We start from the raw sequence: 19,280 nt of genomic DNA, 5'->3' as shown, positions 1-19,280 counted from the left end.
TCTCTGCATGCTGGTCGAGTAGCCCCGCAAGGGCGTATCGAGACCCTTCCACTCCAAGGACGTCGGTCTCTTCCCCGCCCTGCGCTGGCGCCGAAGGCGCCCGCTCCGCGGGCTGCTCGACGAGCAGGGGCGTCCGCCCCTTCCCCACTGCACCCGGAAGCGGGGTCTCCCCCGCCCGCCCGCCACTGATAGGAATCTCAGGCCGGTGCATCGCCGCGACCGGCAGAACGGGAACCTCAGTGATCCGCACCACCCGCGCCGTCCTCGCGACCGCGGTCCCCACCGCCGCCGTCGCGCTGAGCGTCCTCCTCGCCTCGGCCGCTCTCGCTCCGGAGGCGGTCACCGCTCCCGAGAGCACGGCCACGGCCGCGCCCGTGCCCGTCGCCACGTCCTCCGCCTCGTCGACGGCACTGCCCTGGCCCTCGACCGCCGCGCGCAGCGGTCGCGAGTCCGTCACGGACGCGGCGACCGCCTGCTGCGCAGCGCCCGCGGCGACGAGCGCGGCCACTCCCGCCGCCGCCCCGGGTGACGACGCCACGCGACTGGACGCCACGCCACCCGCCTCCACGTCGCCCGCCTCCCCCGACGGACCCGCCCCCACCGCGACTCCCTCCCCCGAGTCCCCCGAGCGCGTCCCCGAGCAGCAGGACGCCGGCGGCGTCGACGTGGGCGTCAGCATCGACCCGCCCGCCGTCCCCGGAGTCCTGTCGATGACCGTCGCCGACTCGTCCGCCACCCTCGTCGAGTCCGGCTCCACACCCCTGCGCCGACGGTTCGTCGGCGCGCTGCCCACCGTCGCGGTCACCGACAGCCGCGACCCCGCGCCGAGCCCGGCCGCCTCCGGCTGGTACGTCCTCGCCTCCGCGAGCGACTTCACCGGCACGAGCGGCCGCACGATCGGCGCCGAGCACCTCGGCTGGACCCCGGAGCTCACGGGCACCGGTGACGCGGTCTCCGCGGGCCCCCGCGTCGCAGGGACCCTCGACGGCGGCCCGGGCCTCAGCGACGCGGTGCTCCTCAGCGCCGCCGACGGCTCCCCCGCGGCATCCGGCTCGTGGTCCGCGACCGCCGCGCTCCTCCTCGCCACCGAGCCGAGCGTCGCCGCCGGCGGCTACCGCTCGACGCTCACCCTCTCGCTCTTCGAGTGAGCCGGCCCGGCTCTCACTCCCCGAGCGTCGCCAGGATCTCCTCCGCCCGCACCGCGACGGCGTGCTCCCGTTCGGCGAGCTCGGCGAGCGCCGTCCGCTCCCGCGCGATCAGCGCCGCCTGATCCCGCGCCTCCAGCTCGCTCAGCGTCTCGACCAGCGCCGTCTCCTCCTTGCAGCCCACGTCGATCAGCGCCGTCCGGACCGCGTCCTCGCGCTCGACCGGCACCTCCGGCGTCCCCGGCGAGCGCTCGCCGGTCCGCAGCACGAGCCCGTGCTCGACCAGGCAGGCGCTCCACCGCGCGCGCACCGCGGCCCACTCGCGCGTCGACTCGGCGGCCGACCGCGCCCGCTCGCGGACCCGCCGCGGCAGCTCCGTGATCGCGAGCGACGCCGCGTCCGCGCTGTCGCGGCCGAGCTCGGGCAGGTGCTCCGTCGACTCGAGGCAGTCGGCGAAGGCGGGCCCCCAGCCCGCGTCGGCCCGGCTCGCCGCGAGGACCGACTCGTCGAGCGCGCGCATCATCGCCGTCCGCTCCGCGTCGAGCTCGTAGCCGGAGCGCGCCGCCTGCTCCCGGGTCCACACCCCGTAGACGCCGTCGGCGAGCGGCGGACGAGGCACGGGCCCGAGCTCGGCCGGCGGGTAGGACCGGCCGCTCTCTCGGAGGCAGGCGTCGAGCAGCAGGGCGTTCGCCTGCACCACCCGCCCTTGAGCGGCCGGGTCGAGGAAGTACGCGTCGATCGGGAGCTCGATCGTGCCGGCGGACCGGTCGAGGACGGCACCGGCGTCGGCGGAGGCGGCGATGTCGACGTCGACGCCGGACGCGAGATCGGGCGACTCCCGTTCCGCGCAGCCCCCGAGCACCAGCGAGGGGAGCGTCAGCGCGACGACCGCGGCACGACGTCGGCGGATCCACCGAGCGGAGGGAGCGGGCGCACGGGCGCCTCCCGGACGGTCGGGCAGGCGGAGACGGCCGGGCATGCAGGACTCCCGAGGACTCGGTGGGAGGAGAGTCCTCGGAGAGTAGAGCGCTCGGGCGTCACCGCCGCTCGGCGGCGCCCGCCGTCGGGTGTCCCGGCGCGCACCGCGCGCCGTCAGTCCTGCGCGACCGCGACCGTGACGACCAGCGCCGAGTGCACCACCGGCTCCGAGACGGCGAGATAGCCCTCCGAGCCCTCGATCCACGCCTCCGTCGCCCCCTCGCGGGTGCGGAAGAGCACGTGCTCCTCGCCGGACGCACCGCGCCCGTCGGCCTTGACCACGGCGCGGGTCCGCAGCTCCTGCAGCACCTGCTCCGCGCTCGTGCTCCCCGACGCGATCCGCTCGCGCACCGCGCGGGCCCGGGCGGCGGCGATGCCGATCTCGCGACCGGTGGCGAGCGCGGCGACGACGGCGCCGTCGCAGTGGGCGATGCTGATCCGCATCCGCTCGAGCGCCGGGTGGTCGCCGCCGAGCACGGGGCGCCCGTGCGGTCCGCTGCACTGCCCGCAGCGCGCGTCGACGCGGACGTCGAGCGGATCGATCCCGAGCGTCTCGGCGGCGAGCTCGCGGACCAGGACCCGGCCGAGGAGGAAGCCGTCGCGCACCTCACGGCGCCCGGTCGCCTCGTAGCGCAGACGCTCGGCGAGGGTGAGCAGCCGAAGCATCCGGTGCCGGGCGGAGTCGAGGACCTCGGGGCGCGCCCAGCGCAGCTGGACGTCGTCGGTGGCGAGGAGGGGGAGACCGGTCATGCGCCGCACGGTACGCCGCGCAGGCGACATCGGCGTGACGGGCCGGTGGCCGGGCGGCGTCCGGGCGGCCACAGCCGAGGAGCATCCGCGTCGTCTTGAATGGGGCGGGTGCAGACCTTCCTCCCCGTCCCCGACCTCCGCGCGAGCGCTCGCGCCCTCGACAGCAAGCGGCTCGGGAAGCAGCGGATCGAGACCCTGCAGATCATGCGGGCGCTCACCGTGCCCGGCTATGGCTGGCAGCACCACCCCGCGGTGCGGATGTGGCGCGGCTACCGGCCGGCGGTGATGGCCTATCAGCGCGAGACCTGCGACGCCTGGACCGACCGCGGCTTCGCCGACACCTGCCTCGAGAAGACCGAGGCCGCCCTCGCGCTCGACCCCGACGACACCGCGCTGTACCGCGCCGGCGAGATCGAGCTGCCGCCCTGGTTCGGCCGCGACGACGTGCACCTCTCGCACCGCTCGAAGCTGGTGGAGAAGGACCCGGAGCACTACGCGCCGCTCTTCCCGGACACCCTCCCCGGGCTGGACTACGTCTGGCCGGTCACCGCCTGACGGCCGCCGTCGGAGCGCCGCTCCGGGCGTCCGCACGGGCTCCCGCGGCGTCCGGGACGCTCGTCGCCCGCGCACAGGCCCTTTTCAGGCCCCGGACCGGCCCTTCGTCATTCGCGGTTCTGCGGTTAGTCTGTCGGGGTTGACCCGGCGCAGTGGGCGTCCGGGGCGTCGGTGGCGGCCGTCGTGATGATCGGGGGTGACCCGAAGGAGAAGGTTTGGCGTCCGACAGCAGGACAACCGGTGGCGTGATCAAGGCGATCGTGGGCTTCCTCGGCATGAGCGTCGTGGCAGGAGTCCTCGTGACCGCCACCGTCACTCCTGCCGTGGCGATCGCCGGCGTCGCCGCGAACCAGTCCATCGGAGTGTTCGACGGTCTCCCCGAGTACCTCGAGGTCGACAAGCTCTCCGAGAAGAGCAACATCTACGCGACCCGCGCCGACGGCACCCCGCAGCTGCTCGCCTCCTTCTACGTCGAGAACCGCGTCGAGGTCCCGCTGGACCAGATCTCGCAGTTCGCCAAGGACGCCGCCGTCTCCGGCGAGGACCCCCGCTTCTACGAGCACGGCGGAGTCGACCTCCCCGGCACCCTGCGCGCCGTCGCGCAGACCTACGTGCTCGGCAACGACACGCAGGGCGGGTCCTCCATCACCCAGCAGTACGTGAAGAACGTGCTGGTCGAGAAGGCCGTCCGCAACCTCACCGACGAGGCCGAGCGCGCCGCCGCCATCGACGCCGCGACGCGCACCTCCCCCGAGCGCAAGCTCCGCGAGATGAAGCTCGCGATCGGCCTCGAGAAGGAGTACTCGAAGGACCAGATCCTCCAGGGCTACCTCAACATCGCGTTCTTCGGCGGCACCACCTACGGCATCGAGACCGCCGCCAACTACTACTACAACACCACTGCCGCGAACCTCACCGTCGCCCAGGCCGCGAGCCTCATCGCGATCGTGAACAACCCGGCCGTGCTCCGCCTCGACCAGCCGGACAACCCCGACAACGGCGCCGCGAACGGCTACCTGCGCAACAAGGACCGCCGCGACTACATCATCGACAAGATGCTGGAGGAGGGGAAGATCTCGCAGGAGGATCACGACGCCGCCGTCGCGTCGCCGATCGAGCCGCAGATCACCGAGCCGAGCACCGGCTGCTCCACCGCCGGCGACGCGGGCTACTTCTGCGACTACGTCACCAACATCCTCAAGAACGACCCGGTGTTCGGCGACGACGAGGACACCCGCTGGACGAACTTCCGCCGCGGCGGCCTCGACGTCTACACGACGCTCGACGTCGATCTGCAGAACGCGGCCGTCGCCGCCGTCAACGCGCAGGTCCCGCAGACCTGGAACTTCGACGTCGGAGCGGTCTCCGTGAGCGTCGAGGTCGGCTCCGGCCGCGTCCTCGCGATGACGCAGAACAAGAAGTACTCGCAGGATCCGGACGTGCTCGCGGCCGACCCCTCCTACAGCGCCATCAATCTCAGCACCGACCGCGCCTACGGCGGCTCCTCGGGCATCCAGCCCGGCTCCACCTACAAGCTCTTCACCCTGGTGGAGTGGCTGAAGGAGGGGCACAGCATCAACGAGTCGGTGGACGGGACGCGGAAGGCGACCTGGGGGACGTTCGAGGACTCGTGCGAGCCAAGCGGCTCGACGACCAGCTCCGACACCGCCGCCCGCAACGACGAGGGCGGCAACGGCCAGGTCGGCACGCCCGTGACCTTCACCAAGACGTCCCTGAACACCGGCTTCGTGGGGATGGCTCGCGAGCTCGACCTGTGCGCCATCCGCAACACGGCGAAGGACATGGGCGTGGTGCAGGGCAGCGACGGCGAGCTCGACAAGTTCCCGGCCACGGTCCTCGGCACCAACTACGTCTCGCCGCTCTCGATGGCCGGCGCCTACGCGACCATCGCCTCGGGCGGATCGACGTGCAACCCGATCGCGATCGACCGCATCACCGACGCCACCGGCGCCGAGCAGCCGGTGCCGTCGGCGGATTGCCGGCAGTCGATCGACCGCAACGTCGCCGCTACGGCGGCTGTAGCCCTCCAGTCGACGTTCACGAACGGCGGCACCGCGGTCGCCTCCCGCACTCCCGACCGCATCCCGCTGATCGGCAAGACCGGAACCACCGACGACGCCGTCGCTACTTGGATGACCGGGGCGAGCACCCGCGTCGCGACCGCCGTGGGTGTCTTCAACATCAAGGGTGCCGCGAGCCTCCGCGCTCCGCGCTACTCCTTCGACACCGGATCCGCGGCGACCGCCCGTCACCGCATCTGGCCGGTGGTCATGGCCGCCGCCAATGCGAAGTACGGCGGCACCACGTTCCCCGAGGCCGACGGCTCGCTGCAGGTCGTGCCGCGTGTGAACGTCCCCGACGTGACCGGCCTCTCGGTCGGCGACGCCCGGGCGAAGCTCGAGTCGGCCGGCTTCAGCGTGAGCGAGGGCGCCGCCGAGGCGAACTCCGCCGCGTCGGGCACCGTCGTCCGCCAGAGCCCGTCCGGCACCGCGACCCGCGGCACCACGGTCACGATCATCCCGAGCTCGGGACCCGCGCCCGCCCCCGCCCCCGCCCCGACCGCGGAACCCGCCGCTCCGGCCGCCCCCGCGGCCGGCCAGCAGACGGTGCCGAACGTCGTCGGTCAGGACCTCGAGACCGCCAAGGCCGCGTTCGCCTCGGCCGGCTTCTCGAAGATCACCCTGTCCTGCACCGAGAACGGCAACGCCCCGGACGCCGGTCAGGTGACCGGCCAGGACCCCGCGGGCGGCACCGGCGTCACCCCCGACGCCACCCTCCGCGTCTCGATCACCGCCAAGAAGTGCCCGTAGCCCCCACCTCCGGCACGTGAAACCGCCTCCGGCTCGCAGAACCCCCGGTTCCCGCGAGCCGGAGCCGTTTCCCCGTGCCGGCGGCCGCGCCTCCTGCCGGCCGAGAAGCCCCGCACGGGCGTCACGGCTCATGCCGGTCGAGTAGCTCCGCAGGGGCGCATCGAGGCCCAGCGTCCTCAGCAGGGCGGGTCTGCAGACTCAGCTTCTGACGGTGGTGGATCTCGCTACGCCCGCTCCGCGGGCTGCTCGCTCAGCAGAAGAGGGCCGCGTCAGCCGCGGCCGCGCAGCGCGCCGACGATGGCGACCGTCGCGTAGTGCACGATCAGCGCCGCGATGCCGAAGCAGGCCAACCCGCCGCTCGCCTCCGACCAGGGGCGGTGCGCGTCGGTCATGCTGCCGGGCATCACGATGTCGAGGGCGAAGAAGCCGACCGCGAGCCCGAAGCAGACCAGGCTGATCACCAGGAGCGCGCGGACCGCCTTGCCGACCGGATCGTAGTAGCGCGGGTTCGACATCGTGCCTCCGGTTCTCGTCCCTCGTGTCTATCCGCCCGCGCGACCCCCCGCAACCACTCGACACCCCGCCCCCTCCTCCCCCCGGACGCGCGAAACCCCCGGCTCCCCTCCGCGAGATGCCACTTGTGCGCGCGACACGCCGTGAAACGCGTGCACAAGTGGCATCTCGCGGGAGGGACGCCGGGGGCGTCACCTCACCAGAAGGTGCGGGGTCAGGCTGCCAGGGGCAGGGTCGCCTTCGAGGTCACGACCAGGTCGCCGGCGATCGCGTCGACGCGGACGGCGCCTCCGTCGGTCACGTCGCCGGAGACGAACAGGTCGGCGATGCGGTCGTCGACCCAGCGCTGCACCAGGCGGCGGAGCGGCCGGGCGCCGTACTGCGGCTCGTAGCCGTGCTCGGCCAGCCAGTCGATCGCGGCCTCGGTCACCTCGAGCGACACCTCGCGGGAGGCGAGGCGCGCACGGCTGGCCTCGAGCACCAGCCCGACGATCTCGCGCAGCTGCGCGCGGCCGAGCCGGCGGAACAGCACGATCTCGTCGATCCGGTTGAGGAACTCCGGTCGCATCGCCTCGCGGAGCCGGCCCATCACGCGATCGTGCAGGTCCTTCTCCGAGGCGAAGCCCTCGGCCGACTCGTCGCTCTGCGCGACGAAGCCGAGCGCGCCGGAGCGCGACGCGAGGAACTCCGACCCCAGGTTCGAGGTCATGATGATCACCGTGTTCCGGAAGTCGACCGTGCGGCCCTGGCCGTCGGTCAGGCGCCCGTCGTCGAGCACCTGCAGCAGCAGGTTGAAGACGTCCGGGTGCGCCTTCTCGATCTCGTCGAAGAGCACGACCGAGTAGGGGTTCCGGCGCACGCGCTCGGTCAGCTGACCGGCCTCGTCGTAGCCGACGTACCCGGGAGGGGAGCCGACCAGCCGCGAGACGGTGTGCCGCTCGCCGAACTCGCTCATGTCGAAGCGGATCACCGACTGCTCGTCGGCGAACAGCGAGCCGGCCAGCGTGCGGGCCAGCTCGGTCTTGCCGACGCCGGTCGGGCCGAGGAAGAGGAACGAGCCGACGGGTCGGGAGGAGTCGCCCATCCCGGTCCGGCTGCGGCGGACGGCGCGGGCGACTGCGGCGACCGCGGCGTCCTGGCCGATGACGCGCCGGTGCAGCTCGGTCTCGAGCTGCGCGAGCCGGTCGCGCTCCCCCTCGGTCAGCCGCGACACCGGGATGCCGGTGGCACGGGCGACGACCGCCGCGATCTCGGCCTCACCGACGACCGCCTCCTGCGAGACGGCTCCCCCGGCGGTCGCCGCATCGAGCGACGCCTGCACTGCGGTGATCTCGTCGCGCAGGCGAGACGCCTCCTCGTAGTGCTCGGCTGAGACGGCCGCGTTCTTGTCGCCCTCGAGGGTGGCGAGCCGCGCGAGCAGCGCGTCCGTGTCGACTCCCGCGCCGAGCTTCAGGCGCAGCCGCGCGCCGGCCTGGTCGATCAGGTCGATCGCCTTGTCGGGCAGCACCCGGTCGGGCAGGTAGCGAGCGGAGAGCTCGACGGAGGCGCGCAGGGCGTCGTCGGTGAAGGCGACGCGGTGGTGCTCCTCGTAGGCGCCGCGGAGGCCGTGCAGGATCGCCACGGCGTCCTCGATGCTCGGCTCGCCGATGCGGACCGGCTGGAACCGGCGCTCGAGGGCCGGGTCCTTCTCGATGGTGCGGTACTCCTTGAGCGTGGTCGCACCGATGAGGTGCAGCTCGCCGCGGGCCAGCCGCGGCTTGAGGATGTTCCCCGCGTCCATGCCGCCCTCGCCCGCGCCGCCGGCGCCGACGACGGTGTGCACCTCGTCGATGAAGACGATCAGCTCGCCCGAGTGAGCCGCGATCTCGTCCATCGTCGTGGTGAGGCGCTCCTCGAAATCGCCCCGGTAGCGGGTGCCCGCGAGCATGGCGGGCAGGTCGAGCGAGACGACGCGCTTGTCGCGCAGCTGCTCCGGGACCTCGCCGGCCACGATCGCGCGGGCCAGGCCCTCGACGACCGCGGTCTTGCCGACGCCGGCCTCGCCGACGAGCACCGGGTTGTTCTTGGTGCGGCGGCTGAGGATCTCGACGGCCTGCTCGATCTCGTCGGAGCGGCCGATCACCGGGTCGAGCCGGCCCTCGCGGGCGAGCTCGGTCAGGTCGGTGCCGAACTTGTCGAGCATCGGGGTCTCGGACGCGGGCGCGCCCTGCTCGGGGACGGACTGCTCGCCGGCGACGGTCTCGCGCAGGCCCTGGGTGAGCGCCTCGGCGGTCACGCCCGCGCGGGCGAGGACCTGCCCGGCGGGCGCGTCCTGGCCGAGCACGAGCGCGAAGAAGAGGTGCTCGGGGTCGATGTAGGTCGAGCCGCTGGAGCGGGCGACCTGGTAGGAGTGGAAGAGCGCGCGCTGGGCGCTCGGGGTGATGGTCGCCGCGTTCTGCGAGGCCGGGGCCTCGCTCGCCTGCGGCAGGCGCGCCTCCGTGGCGGTCGCGATGGCGCCGGGGTCGACGCCGATGCGGCGGACCGCCTGCGACACGGCCTCGTCGTCGACGAGGACCCGCAGCACGTGCAGGGCGTCGAGCTCGGTCTGGCCGCGCTCGAGGGCGAAGCGCCCTGCGGACTGCAGGATGCTCTGAGTGCGTGCGCTGAGGAAGCGGCTGAGGTCGATGGACCGCGCCGCGCGGGCGCGCTCACCGTCGAGGTAGCGGGCGAGGAAGTCGTCGAACGAGCTCGCTCCGGCCTCGTTGTAGTTGTCGGGCACCAGTCCTCCTGAAAGAGTTGAGTCACTTGCACTCAAGTTCAACGCAGGGGCCCCTCGCCTATTCCCGCCCGCGAGATGCCACTTGTGCACGCCTTCCACGGCGTGTCGCGTACGCAAGTGGCATCTCGCGGAGGGGGGCAGACGAAGAGGAGGCACGGACCCTGTCCGGTCCGTGCCTCCCTGTGCGCCGACGCGCGTTTCTCCGGGGTGGGAGCTCTAGGGGACGATGTGGCCCGCGGCGCGGAACAGCTCGTACCACTCCGGCCGCGTGAGCGGCAGGTCGGAGCCGAGGGCTGCATCGCGCACGCGCTGCTCGTTCGTCGTGCCGAGGACGACCTGCATCTTCGCCGGGTGGCGGGTGATCCAGGCGGTCGCGACGGCGAGGGGCGGGACGTCGTACTTCGCGGCGAGGCGGTCGAGGACCGCGTTCAGCTCGCCGTACTCGGGGTTGTCGAGGAAGACGCCGGTGAAGAAGCCGCTCTGGAACGGGGACCAGGCCTGCACGGTGATGTCGTTGAGGCGGCAGTAGTCGAGGATGCCCGCGTCGCGCATGACCGACTGGTCCTCGGCGAGCATGTTCGACGCCACGCCCTGGGCGATCATCGGCGAGTGCGTGATCGAGAGCTGCAGCTGGTTCGCGACGATCGGCTGGTTCAGCGACTTCTTCAGCAGCTCGATCTGGTACGGCGTCTGGTTGGAGACGCCGAAGTGCTTGACCTTGCCGGCCGCGTGCAGCTCGTCGAAGGCGCGGGCGACCTCGTCGGGCTCGACCAGCGCGTCGGGGCGGTGCAGGAGGAGCACGTCGATGTAGTCGGTGCGCAGCGCCTTCAGCGAGCCCTCGACCGACTGCATCAGGTGCTCGTAGGAGAAGTCGAAGTACGGGCCGTCGCCGACGATGCCGGCCTTGGTCTGCAGGACGACCTGCTCGCGCTCGGACGGAGTGAGCGCCAGCGCCTCGGCGAAGCGCTCCTCGCAGCGGTGCAGCTCGCCGCCGTAGACGTCGGCGTGATCGAAGAAGTCGATGCCGGAGTCGCGCGCGGTGCGGACGAGGTCGCGGATGGCATCGTCGGTCATGTCGGGGATGCGCATGAGGCCGAGGACGACGTTCGGGGAGTCGAGGCCGGAGGCGCCGAGGGGGACGTGCTTCAAGGGAGTGCTCCTTCGTTGGATACCTCGACCACGGTACGGGCGCCGCCTGTGCGCCGTCCAACAGGGGGCGCTGGTGCGATTCATGCGCCGGAGTGGTGAATCGCACTCCTTGCCGGGGAGACGCCGCGGTGGGAGGCTGCCGCCATGACGATCGAGGTGCGCCCCGCCGCCGTCTTCGACGATCTGGCGACGATGAACGGCCCGAAGCGGCCCGATGCGAGCGTGTGCTGGTGCCTGAGCTACCGCCTGCTCTCCTCCGCCGAGAACAACGCCCTGCGCGGCCCGGCCCGCGGCGAGCGGATGCGCGAGCTCGTCGCGCAGGACCCGCCGCCCGGCGTCCTCGCCTACGACGGCGGCGAGGTGGCGGGCTGGGCCGCCGTGCACCGCCGGGCCGACACGAGCTACGCGAAGAACCGGAGGATCCCGCACGTCGACGACCTGGACGTCTGGAGCGTCTGGTGCATCCGCGTCCGCCCCGGCTTCCGCAGGCGCGGGATCTCGCACGCCCTGCTCGCCGGCGCCGTCGGCTTCGCCCGCGAGCACGGCGCCCCCGCGATCGAGGGCTACCCCGTCGACAACGCCGGCGCGAAGGTGGAGCAGACGATGGCCTACGTCGGCACCCGCGCCCTCTTCGAGAAGGCCGGCTTCTCGCATGCGGCGGACACCACCTCGGTGCTGAACGGCTTCCCGCGCGTGGTCATGCGCCTGCCGCTGAGGTGAACGCGCCGACAAGTCGTGGTGGCCGCGCTTCATGCTGATCGAGTAGTCCGCGCAGCGGGCGTTTCGAGATCCACCAGCGTCGCACGACGGTCTGCAGACCCACCCTTCTGACGACGGTGGGTCTCGATACGTCCCCGCGGGGCTACTCGACCAGCATGTGACTCGCCTCTGCGGGGCTACTCGACCAGCGGGACGCCGCTCGTCGTGCGGCGCGGAGCGACTCCTCGATCGGCAGGGACCGGCCCGTCGACGAGAGGCCTCGCGCCACTTCGCCTTGACGTTCCTTCGGCCGTTACCGTGTCGGACGTGCAGAGAGACTCGCTCGACACCTCAGCGGTGGTGCGCCGCGCCCGCGAGGACATCGGCCTGTCGCAGGACGCGCTCGCCCTCGCCGCCGGACTCCGGCCGTCCGATCTCACTGCGATCGAGTCCGGAACGCGACGGGTGGGCCCGAAGCAGCTCACTCGGATTCTGAAGGCGGCGCGCCTTCGTCCCTCGCTGGCTCTAGAACTGCTCGCCGACCAGGTGCGGGCCCTCGCGGCCGAGCACGGACTGCACGACGTCCGCGTCTTCGGCTCGACGGTCCGCGGCACCGATCATGAGCACAGCGACATCGATCTGCTCGTCGCCGCAGATCCAGCCGTCGACTTCCTCGGTCTCGCGGCTTTCCGCGGTCGGGCTGCGGAGCTGCTCGGCTTCCCGGTCGACGTCGTCGTCGACGACTGCGACAACGAGGTCGTCCGCGCGATACGCCAGGAGGCAGTACCGCTCTGAGCAGCTCCACCCCGCTCGCGGCGCTGCGGGAACGGCTGACGCGAAGAGCCTCCGCGCACCGACCGCGGAGACGAGGAACGGCTCCTCACCCGGAGGGGAGGAGCCGTTCGCCGTGGAGGCCGGGACGTGGTGTCGACGCCTAGAAGTCCCAGTCCTCGTCCTCGGTGTTCACGGCCTTGCCGATCACGTAGGAGGAGCCGGAGCCCGAGAAGAAGTCGTGGTTCTCGTCCGCGTTGGGCGAGAGGGCCGACAGGATCGCGGGGTTCACATCGGTGACCTGCTTGGGGAACATCGGCTCGTAGCCGAGGTTCATCAGGGCCTTGTTGGCGTTGTAGTGCAGGAACTTCTTGACGTCCTCGGTCAGGCCGAGCTGGTCGTAGAGGTCCTGGGTGTACTGCGCCTCGTTGTCGTAGAGCTCGTAGAGCAGCGAGAACGTGTAGTCCTTGATCTCGTCGCGCTTGGCCTGGTCGACCAGCTCGAGTCCCTTCTGGAACTTGTAGCCGATGTAGTAGCCGTGCACGGCCTCGTCGCGGATGATCAGGCGCACCAGGTCCGCGGTGTTGGTGAGCTTGGCGCGCGAGGACCAGTACATCGGCAGGTAGAAGCCCGAGTAGAAGAGGAACGACTCGAGCAGCGTGGAGGCGACCTTCCGCTTCAGCGGGTCGTCGCCGCGGTAGTAGTCCATGACGATGGACGCCTTCTTCTGCAGGTTCGGGTTCTCGACCGACCAGCGGAACGCCTCGTCGATGTCCTGGGTGTTCGACAGGGTCGAGAACACCGAGGAGTACGACTTCGCGTGCACCGACTCCATGAACGCGATGTTCGTGTAGACGGCCTCCTCGTGCGGGGTGAGCGCATCGGGGATCAGCGAGACGGCGCCGACCGTGCCCTGGATGGTGTCGAGCAGGGTCAGACCCGTGAACACGCGCATCGTGAGCTGCTGCTCGTCGTGGGTCAGCGTGTTCCACGACTGGATGTCGTTGGACAGCGGGACCTTCTCGGGCAGCCAGAAATTGCTCGTGAGGCGGTTCCAGACCTCCACGTCCTTGTCGTCCTGGATGCGGTTCCAGTTGATGGCGTCGACGTGGCTGACCAGCTTGAGCTTCTCAGGGGGAGTCATGATCTCTTCTTCGTGCGGATAGGTCGTTCGAGACTGTCGGGGGATCGACGGGGGACGTTACAGCATGCAGCTGACGCAGCCGTCGACCTCCGTGCCCTCCAGCGCGAGCTGGCGGAGACGGATGTAGTAGATGGTCTTGATGCCCTTGCGCCAGGCGTAGATCTGCGCGCGGTTGATGTCGCGGGTGGTCGCGGTGTCCTTGAAGAACAGCGTCAGCGAGAGGCCCTGGTCGACGTGCTGCGTCGCCGCGGCGTAGGTGTCGATGATCTTCTCGTAGCCGATCTCGTACGCGTCCTGGTAGTACTCCAGGTTGTCGTTCGTCATGAACGGCGCCGGGTAGTAGACGCGGCCGAGCTTGCCCTCCTTGCGGATCTCGATCTTCGACGCGATCGGGTGGATCGAGGACGTCGAGTTGTTGATGTACGAGATCGAGCCGGTCGGCGGGACGGCCTGCAGGTTCTGGTTGTAGATGCCGTGCTCCATGACCGAGGCCTTGAGCGCGCGCCAGTCGTCCTGGGTGGGGACGGCGATGCCGGCCTCGGAGAAGAGGCGGGAGACGCGCTCGGTGGCGGGCGTCCACTCCTTCTCGGTGTAGGTGTCGAAGAACTCGCCCGAGGCGTACTTCGAGTCGGCGAAGCCCTCGAAGGTGGTGCCGCGCTCGATCGAGATGCTGTTCGACGCGCGCAGGGCGTGGAAGAGCACCGAGTAGAAGTAGATGTTGGTGAAGTCGATGCCCTCCTCGGATCCGTAGTGGATCCGCTCGCGGGCGAGGTAGCCGTGCAGGTTCATCTGGCCGAGGCCGATGGCGTGCGACTTGTCGTTGCCGTCCTCGATCGAGCGCACCGAGGTGATGTGCGACTGGTCGGACACCGAGGTGAGGCCGCGGATCGCGGTCTCGATGGTGCGGCCGAAGTCCGGCGAGTCCATCGTCAGCGCGATGTTCAGCGAGCCGAGGTTGCAGGAGATGTCCTTGCCGATGCTGTTGTAGGAGAGGTCCTCGTTGTAGGTCGTCGGGGTGTTGACCTGGAGGATCTCGGAGCACAGGTTGGACATGTTGATGCGGCCCTTGATCGGGTTCGCCTTGTTCACCGTGTCCTCGAACACGATGTAGGGGTAGCCCGACTCGAACTGGATCTCCGCGATGGTCTGGAAGAACTCGCGCGCGGAGATCTTGGTCTTCTTGATGCGCGGGTCGTCGACCATCTCGCGGTACTTCTCGGAGATCGAGATGTCGCCGAAGGGCAGGCCGTAGACGCGCTCGACGTCGTACGGCGAGAAGAGGTACATGTCCTCGTTGTTCTTCGCGAGCTCGAACGTGATGTCGGGCACGACGACGCCGAGGGAGAGCGTCTTGATGCGGATCTTCTCGTCCGCGTTCTCGCGCTTGGTGTCGAGGAAGCGCAGGATGTCGGGGTGGTGCGCCGAGAGGTACACCGCGCCGGCTCCCTGGCGGGCGCCGAGCTGGTTCGCGTAGCTGAAGCTGTCCTCGAGGAGCTTCATCACGGGGATGATGCCCGAGGACTGGTTCTCGATCTGCTTGATCGGCGCGCCGGCCTCGCGGATGTTGGAGAGCGAGAGGGCGACGCCGCCGCCGCGCTTGGAGAGCTGCAGCGCGGAGTTGATGCCGCGGGCGATCGACTCCATGTTGTCCTCGATGCGCAGGAGGAAGCAGGAGACGAGCTCGCCGCGCTGGGCCTTGCCCGTGTTGAGGAAGGTGGGGGTCGCGGGCTGGAAGCGGCCGGCGACGATCTCCTCGACGAGGGCGATCGCCAGCTTCTCGTCGCCCTGCGCGAGGCCGAGGGCCGACATGACGACGCGGTCCTCGAAGCGCTCGAGGTAGCGCTTCCCGTCGAAGGTCTTCAGCGTGTACGACGTGTAGTACTTGAAGGCGCCGAGGAAGGTCGCGAAGCGGAACTTCTTCGAGTAGGCGAGGTCGTTCAGCTCCTGGATGAAGTCGAACGAGTACTGGTCGAGGACGGCCTTCTCGTAGTACTCCTTCTCGACCAGGTAGTCGAGGCGCTCCTTGAGGGAGTGGAAGAAGACGGTGTTCTGGTTGACGTGCTGCAGGAAGTACTCGCGCGCCGCCTCGCGGTCCTTGTCGAACTGGATCTCCCCGTTCGGGCCGTACAGGTTCAGCATCGCGTTGAGCGAGTGGTAGTCCATCTGCGCGGCGTCCCGGGGGGCGTCGATCACTGCTGCGTCCAAAACGAGTCCAATCCTTCGTCGACGGCGCGGACGTCGTCGGGTGTGCCGAATACTTCGAAACGGTAGAGATGCGGCACCTCGCACTTGCGGGCGATGATGTCGCCGGCGAGGCAGTAGGCCTCGCCGAAGTTGGTGTTGCCGGCGCCGATGACGCCGCGGAGCAGGGCGCGGTTGCGCGGGACGTTCAGGAAGCGGATGACCTGCTTGGGAACCGCTCCCCCGCCGTTGCCCCCGCCGTAGGTGGGGAGGACGAGCACGTACGGCTCGTCGACGTGGAGCGTGTCGACCGCGGCGCCGTCCCGCCGGGAGTGCAGGGGGATCTGCTGCGCGGGCCGCCCGAGCTTCTGCATGAAGCGGTGGGTGTTGCCCGAGCTGCTCGAGAAGTACACGAGTCCGCTCATCGCGCGCCTCCCCCGTCCTTCCGTCGTCCGCCCTCGCGGGCGCTTGCGGACCCGCTCCCGCGGATCCTCCGCCGGCCCGGGGCAGAACCTGCGCACCCGGACCGGCGAAGCTGTGTGCTCTGCCTCCGTCGCCGTGTCCTGACCAGACCCTCTCTGAGGCGTCTGGTCGGTCAGCTGCAAGGCGGAGGAAGGAGTCGTAGCGGCGCTACGGCGACTGACGACAACGCCGCAGATGGCCGATCAGACGCCTCAGAGAGCGGAGATCTTGTCGGGGCGGAAGCCGGACCAGTGATCGTCGTCCGTGATGACGACCGGGGCCTGGAGGTAGCCGAGCGCCTTGACGGCGTCGAGGGCCTTCTCGTCGACGGAGAGGTCGAAGATCTCGTAGTCGATGCCCTTGCTGTCGAGGGCCCGGTAGGTCGCGGTGCACTGCACGCAGGAGGGCTTGGTGTAGACCGTCACAGCCATGGGTGTCGTCCTTTCGGAAGGAGGTGTCCCGAGGGCCGGATCCGGTGCCGCGCCGGGGGTCCGGGCGGGCGGGGAGGCGGTCGTGGGGAGTTGTGATGTGGGGTGGTGCGGGGCGCTCGGCGACCGAGCGGCGGTGCCGGTGGGCCTCTCGGCCCGACCTGCTCAGCAATACTACATATAGTGGGCGGCCCGGCGGCAGCCCACTAGGAGTAGTAGTTACATCCGTGTAGTTATCCACCGGTCCTCCCCCGGTCCATCCACAGGCCGGGGCCCGCGGACCCGCGGAAGGACGCGGATCTCGCCGAGTTATCCACCGCTGTGGACAGTCGCGACGGGTTCCCTGGGTACAACGCTCCCCGGCGTGTCGGCATGCCCGACATGCGGGTGCTCGGGCGCGATCGGACCACTACATGTGGGGGTCGTCGCACGTCGCGGGCCATACGTCGACGCTACGGCCGACCACCGACATCGGCGGCCCCGCGAGTGGGCTGCGGACGGGTCGAGGCGGCGCGGCGGACGGGTTCCTGGGGACGGGGCAGCACGGGCCGCAGGAGGGCTCTCGACGGGTGATCAGGAGGCGCGCGCGAGCTCCGCCGCGACCGTCCGCAGGTGCGGCAGCGGGTCGGCGATCGCCGCCGCCGCCGAGCCCGCCGCCTCGGTCAGCGAGGCCGCCGCGGCGAAGGCGGTGGTCGGCGCCTGGATCGCCCCGGCGACGAGCATCGCCCGGGCGCCGGCCGCCTCCGCGAGCCCGAGCAGGTAGGAGGGCACCTTCCCCGCCATCGACTGCGCGTCGAAGCGGCCCTCGCCGGTCAGGACCACGTCGGCGCCGGCGACGAGCGCCGGGAGCCCGAGCGCCTCGCCGACCGCGGCCGAGCCGGGGGCCAGGCGCGCGCCCCAGGCGAGCAGGCCGAAGCCGGTGCCGCCGGCCGCGCCGGTGCCCGCCTCCTCCGGGTCGGCGTCGAGGTGCGCCGCGAGGTGGCGGAGGCCGTCGTCGAGGCGGAGCACGTCGTCGACGGTCGCGCCCTTCTGCGGCCCGAAGACGTGCGCGGCCCCGGAGTCGCCGAGCAGCGGATTGGTGACGTCGCTGAGGATGCGCGCGCCGCCGCCCGGGACGGGCCGCAGCGCGTGTCGGTCGACGACCGCGAGCTCGTGCAGCGCGCCGCCGCCGTCGCCGAGCTCGTGCCCGGAGACGGTGAGGAAGCGCGCGCCGAGCTCGCGCAGCGCCCCGACGCCGCCGTCGGTGGACGAGCTGCCGCCGATCGCGAGAAGCAGCGCATGGGCGCCGGCGTCGAGCGCGGCGGCGATCGCCCGGCCGAAGCCGCGGGTGTGCGCGGTGAGCGGGCGCAGCGGGTCGAGCAGCGTGATGCCGCTCGCGGAGGCGAGCTCGACGACCGCGGTGCCGTCGGGCAGCAGCAGCCAGGCCGTCTCGACGGGGCGGTCGTCGGGGCCGGTGACGGTGAGCGCGTGGCGGCGCGCCTCCGGCACCGCGACCGCGAACGCGTCGACCGTGCCCTCGCCGCCGTCGGCCATCGGCGCGAGCACCAGCTCGTCGCCGGGCCGCGCGCTGCGCCAGCCCTCGGCAAGCGCCTCCGCCACCTCGACGGCGGTCGCCGACCCCTTGAAGGAGTCGGGCGCGATGATCACTCTGCGGGCTCCGCTGCTCATGCGCTCCAGTCTGGCAGCGCACCGCCCACCCGCGGACAGGCCGCGAGCGGACACTCGATGGGGTCTGAACAAGAAGCAGGGGCCCTTCCGCGGCCACTCGCTCGCGCCCTGTGGAGAACGCGAGCGGGCCTCTCCAACCCTCGGGCAGGATGGCGCGATGCCGCGGCCCGCACCCCTCCCTCCCGCGCTCGCGGGGCGGGCGTTCTCGGTGCGGGAAGCGCTGGCAGCGGGGGTCGGGATCGAGCGGCTGCGCGCGAGTGATCTCGAGGCACCGTTCCGGGGAGTCCGTGTTCCCCCGGGCGAGGCCGTGACCGTGGCGCAGCGCGCTCGTGCGTATGCGACCGTCATGGAGGGTGCGGTCTTCTGCGGCATCACCGCCGCCCGGCTGTGGCCGCTCGATCTGCCGCGGGAACCGCCCGGCGTGGAGCTCTTCGACGCCGACGGGAGGATCGGGCGGGTCGACCTGCTGTTCCGCCGATGGCGGGTGGTCGTCGAGTACGAGGGCGACCACCATCGCACCGACCGAGCACAGTGGGACCGCGATCTGATCCGCTACGAGCGCCTCGCCGCCGCCGGGTGGACCGTCGTGCGCATCGCCTCCGCCTCCTTCGACGCGGACCTCCACGGCTGCGCTGACCGCGTCCGCCGAGCCCTGCTGGCCGGCGGCTGGCGCCCGTCCCGCTGACCGCACTCGCCCGCTCCGCGTCCACTCGACGTCGACGCGCCGCACGAACAGACGCGAACAGGGGGCCGGCACTCGTACATGCCCCGGCATGCGTCCACTCGCGGATCGATCCGCAGCCGCCTCCCCGAAGAGACTCGACATGGGGTCCGGCTCGTGCGCACACCCCCGCACGCGTCCACTCGACGGCCACGGCCCGCTCGAATAGACCCGAACGGGGCGAAGGTAGACGTGCAGACCCCATCGCGCGTCCGATGGTTCCCACGACAACGCGGCAGGCGGCCGTGCGGAAGCCGAACCGCCCGCGGGTCTCCGCGCGGTGAGCCGCAAGGCGGAGGAGAACGCGATACCGGCGGTATCGCAACCGACGACAACGCCGCGGATCGCCGTGCGGACACCCACCGACCCGCGGGGCTCCGCGCGGTCGGATGCAAGGCGGAGAAGGAAGCGATACCGGCGGTATCGCGCCCGACGACAACGCCGCAGGCGGCCGTGCGGACACCCACCGACCCGCGGGGCTCCGCGCGGTCGGATGCAAGGCGGAGAAGGAAGCGATACCGGCGGTA

Annotated in this window: 16 protein-coding genes; 6 read left to right on the top strand and 10 right to left on the bottom strand. The window is 71.3% G+C overall.

Annotated elements, in window-relative coordinates; genetic code table 11:
- Positions 1-239: 239 nt before the first annotated feature.
- A complete protein-coding gene (locus HRK28_RS11735) occupies positions 240-1,148 on the top strand; it encodes a hypothetical protein (RefSeq protein WP_173251640.1) in 909 nt (302 codons plus the stop codon).
- 13 nt (positions 1,149-1,161) lie between these two features.
- Here the strand turns inward: HRK28_RS11735 and HRK28_RS11730 are convergent, their stop codons facing one another.
- Positions 1,162-2,124: a hypothetical protein gene (locus HRK28_RS11730; RefSeq protein ID WP_173251638.1), complete on the bottom strand. Its 963-nt coding sequence runs from the start codon at positions 2,122-2,124 to the stop codon at positions 1,162-1,164.
- A gap of 113 nt (positions 2,125-2,237) precedes the next feature.
- The gene (locus HRK28_RS11725) at positions 2,238-2,873 is read right to left on the bottom strand and encodes a 4'-phosphopantetheinyl transferase superfamily protein (protein ID WP_160090559.1); all 636 of its coding nucleotides are present in this window, start codon (positions 2,871-2,873) and stop codon (positions 2,238-2,240) included.
- Positions 2,874-2,972: 99 nt separating this feature from the next.
- Here HRK28_RS11725 and HRK28_RS11720 point away from each other — a divergent pair, with 99 nt between their 5' ends.
- Both HRK28_RS11720 and HRK28_RS11715 read left to right on the top strand, forming a co-directional pair.
- On the top strand, positions 2,973-3,428 hold the full coding sequence (locus HRK28_RS11720; RefSeq protein WP_217274657.1) for an MSMEG_6728 family protein: 456 nt from the start codon (positions 2,973-2,975) through the stop codon (positions 3,426-3,428).
- Positions 3,429-3,643: 215 nt separating this feature from the next.
- Entirely contained in the window at positions 3,644-6,259 is a 2,616-nt protein-coding gene (locus tag HRK28_RS11715; protein WP_173251636.1) for a transglycosylase domain-containing protein, read from the top strand.
- A gap of 269 nt (positions 6,260-6,528) precedes the next feature.
- On the opposite strand, the gene HRK28_RS11710 is transcribed toward HRK28_RS11715, so the two are convergent.
- The 3 genes from HRK28_RS11710 to HRK28_RS11700 all read right to left on the bottom strand — a co-directional run bounded on the left by HRK28_RS11710 (position 6,529) and on the right by HRK28_RS11700 (position 10,679).
- Positions 6,529-6,774: a hypothetical protein gene (locus tag HRK28_RS11710; protein WP_160090562.1), complete on the bottom strand. Its 246-nt coding sequence runs from the start codon at positions 6,772-6,774 to the stop codon at positions 6,529-6,531.
- Positions 6,775-6,986: 212 nt separating this feature from the next.
- Positions 6,987-9,530 carry an ATP-dependent Clp protease ATP-binding subunit gene (locus HRK28_RS11705; RefSeq protein WP_173251634.1) on the bottom strand — a complete coding sequence of 848 codons (2,544 nt, stop codon included), beginning with the start codon at positions 9,528-9,530 and terminating at the stop codon, positions 6,987-6,989.
- 216 nt (positions 9,531-9,746) lie between these two features.
- A complete protein-coding gene (locus tag HRK28_RS11700) occupies positions 9,747-10,679 on the bottom strand; it encodes an aldo/keto reductase family oxidoreductase (protein WP_279630797.1) in 933 nt (310 codons plus the stop codon).
- Positions 10,680-10,823: 144 nt separating this feature from the next.
- Between HRK28_RS11700 and HRK28_RS11695 the strand changes: the two genes are divergently transcribed.
- Together HRK28_RS11695 and HRK28_RS11690 are read left to right on the top strand one after the other, a co-directional pair.
- On the top strand, positions 10,824-11,399 hold the full coding sequence (locus HRK28_RS11695; RefSeq protein WP_173251632.1) for a GNAT family N-acetyltransferase: 576 nt from the start codon (positions 10,824-10,826) through the stop codon (positions 11,397-11,399).
- A gap of 306 nt (positions 11,400-11,705) precedes the next feature.
- Entirely contained in the window at positions 11,706-12,173 is a 468-nt protein-coding gene (locus HRK28_RS11690) for a nucleotidyltransferase domain-containing protein (protein WP_173251630.1), read from the top strand.
- A gap of 139 nt (positions 12,174-12,312) precedes the next feature.
- Here HRK28_RS11690 and nrdF read toward each other — a convergent pair whose 3' ends face one another.
- The 5 genes from nrdF to HRK28_RS11665 all read right to left on the bottom strand — a co-directional run bounded on the left by nrdF (position 12,313) and on the right by HRK28_RS11665 (position 18,032).
- A complete protein-coding gene (gene nrdF, locus HRK28_RS11685; protein WP_123447769.1) occupies positions 12,313-13,293 on the bottom strand; it encodes a class 1b ribonucleoside-diphosphate reductase subunit beta in 981 nt (326 codons plus the stop codon).
- A gap of 57 nt (positions 13,294-13,350) precedes the next feature.
- Positions 13,351-15,456: a class 1b ribonucleoside-diphosphate reductase subunit alpha gene (gene nrdE / locus HRK28_RS11680; protein ID WP_123737423.1), complete on the bottom strand. Its 2,106-nt coding sequence runs from the start codon at positions 15,454-15,456 to the stop codon at positions 13,351-13,353.
- Positions 15,457-15,482: 26 nt separating this feature from the next.
- Entirely contained in the window at positions 15,483-15,899 is a 417-nt protein-coding gene (gene nrdI / locus HRK28_RS11675) for a class Ib ribonucleoside-diphosphate reductase assembly flavoprotein NrdI (RefSeq protein ID WP_123447770.1), read from the bottom strand.
- 249 nt (positions 15,900-16,148) lie between these two features.
- Positions 16,149-16,367 carry a glutaredoxin-like protein NrdH gene (gene nrdH / locus HRK28_RS11670; RefSeq protein WP_123447771.1) on the bottom strand — a complete coding sequence of 73 codons (219 nt, stop codon included), beginning with the start codon at positions 16,365-16,367 and terminating at the stop codon, positions 16,149-16,151.
- A 570-nt stretch (positions 16,368-16,937) separates the two neighbouring features.
- Complete coding sequence (locus HRK28_RS11665; protein ID WP_173251628.1) at positions 16,938-18,032, bottom strand: glycerate kinase; 1,095 nt, start codon at positions 18,030-18,032, stop codon at positions 16,938-16,940.
- A 346-nt stretch (positions 18,033-18,378) separates the two neighbouring features.
- On the opposite strand from HRK28_RS11665, the gene HRK28_RS19775 reads away from it, so the two are divergent.
- Positions 18,379-18,717, top strand: a complete 339-nt coding sequence (locus HRK28_RS19775) for an endonuclease domain-containing protein (RefSeq protein ID WP_217274656.1) — start codon at positions 18,379-18,381, stop codon at positions 18,715-18,717.
- Positions 18,718-19,280 lie beyond the last annotated feature (563 nt).

It is taken from the genome of Rathayibacter sp. VKM Ac-2835 (genome assembly GCF_013266705.1).
In the GTDB taxonomy this organism is placed as follows: Bacteria; Actinomycetota; Actinomycetes; order Actinomycetales; family Microbacteriaceae; genus Rathayibacter.
This window is presented reverse-complemented; position numbering and strand designations above follow the sequence as displayed.

Bases quoted from the DNA above. Each gene is read 5' to 3' on its own strand.
- HRK28_RS11710 (WP_160090562.1), bottom strand. From the start codon at position 6,774: ATGTCGAACCCGCGCTACTACGATCCGGTCGGCAAGGCGGTCCGCGCG.
- nrdI (WP_123447770.1), bottom strand. From the start codon at position 15,899: ATGAGCGGACTCGTGTACTTCTCGAGCAGCTCGGGCAACACCCACCGC.
- HRK28_RS11665 (WP_173251628.1), bottom strand. From the start codon at position 18,032: ATGAGCAGCGGAGCCCGCAGAGTGATCATCGCGCCCGACTCCTTCAAG.
- HRK28_RS11695 (WP_173251632.1), top strand. From the start codon at position 10,824: ATGACGATCGAGGTGCGCCCCGCCGCCGTCTTCGACGATCTGGCGACG.
- HRK28_RS11720 (WP_217274657.1), top strand. From the start codon at position 2,973: ATGGGGCGGGTGCAGACCTTCCTCCCCGTCCCCGACCTCCGCGCGAGC.
- nrdF (WP_123447769.1), bottom strand. From the start codon at position 13,293: ATGACTCCCCCTGAGAAGCTCAAGCTGGTCAGCCACGTCGACGCCATC.
- HRK28_RS11725 (WP_160090559.1), bottom strand. From the start codon at position 2,873: ATGACCGGTCTCCCCCTCCTCGCCACCGACGACGTCCAGCTGCGCTGG.
- HRK28_RS19775 (WP_217274656.1), top strand. From the start codon at position 18,379: ATGGAGGGTGCGGTCTTCTGCGGCATCACCGCCGCCCGGCTGTGGCCG.
- HRK28_RS11730 (WP_173251638.1), bottom strand. From the start codon at position 2,124: ATGCCCGGCCGTCTCCGCCTGCCCGACCGTCCGGGAGGCGCCCGTGCG.
- nrdH (WP_123447771.1), bottom strand. From the start codon at position 16,367: ATGGCTGTGACGGTCTACACCAAGCCCTCCTGCGTGCAGTGCACCGCG.
- nrdE (WP_123737423.1), bottom strand. From the start codon at position 15,456: ATGGACTACCACTCGCTCAACGCGATGCTGAACCTGTACGGCCCGAAC.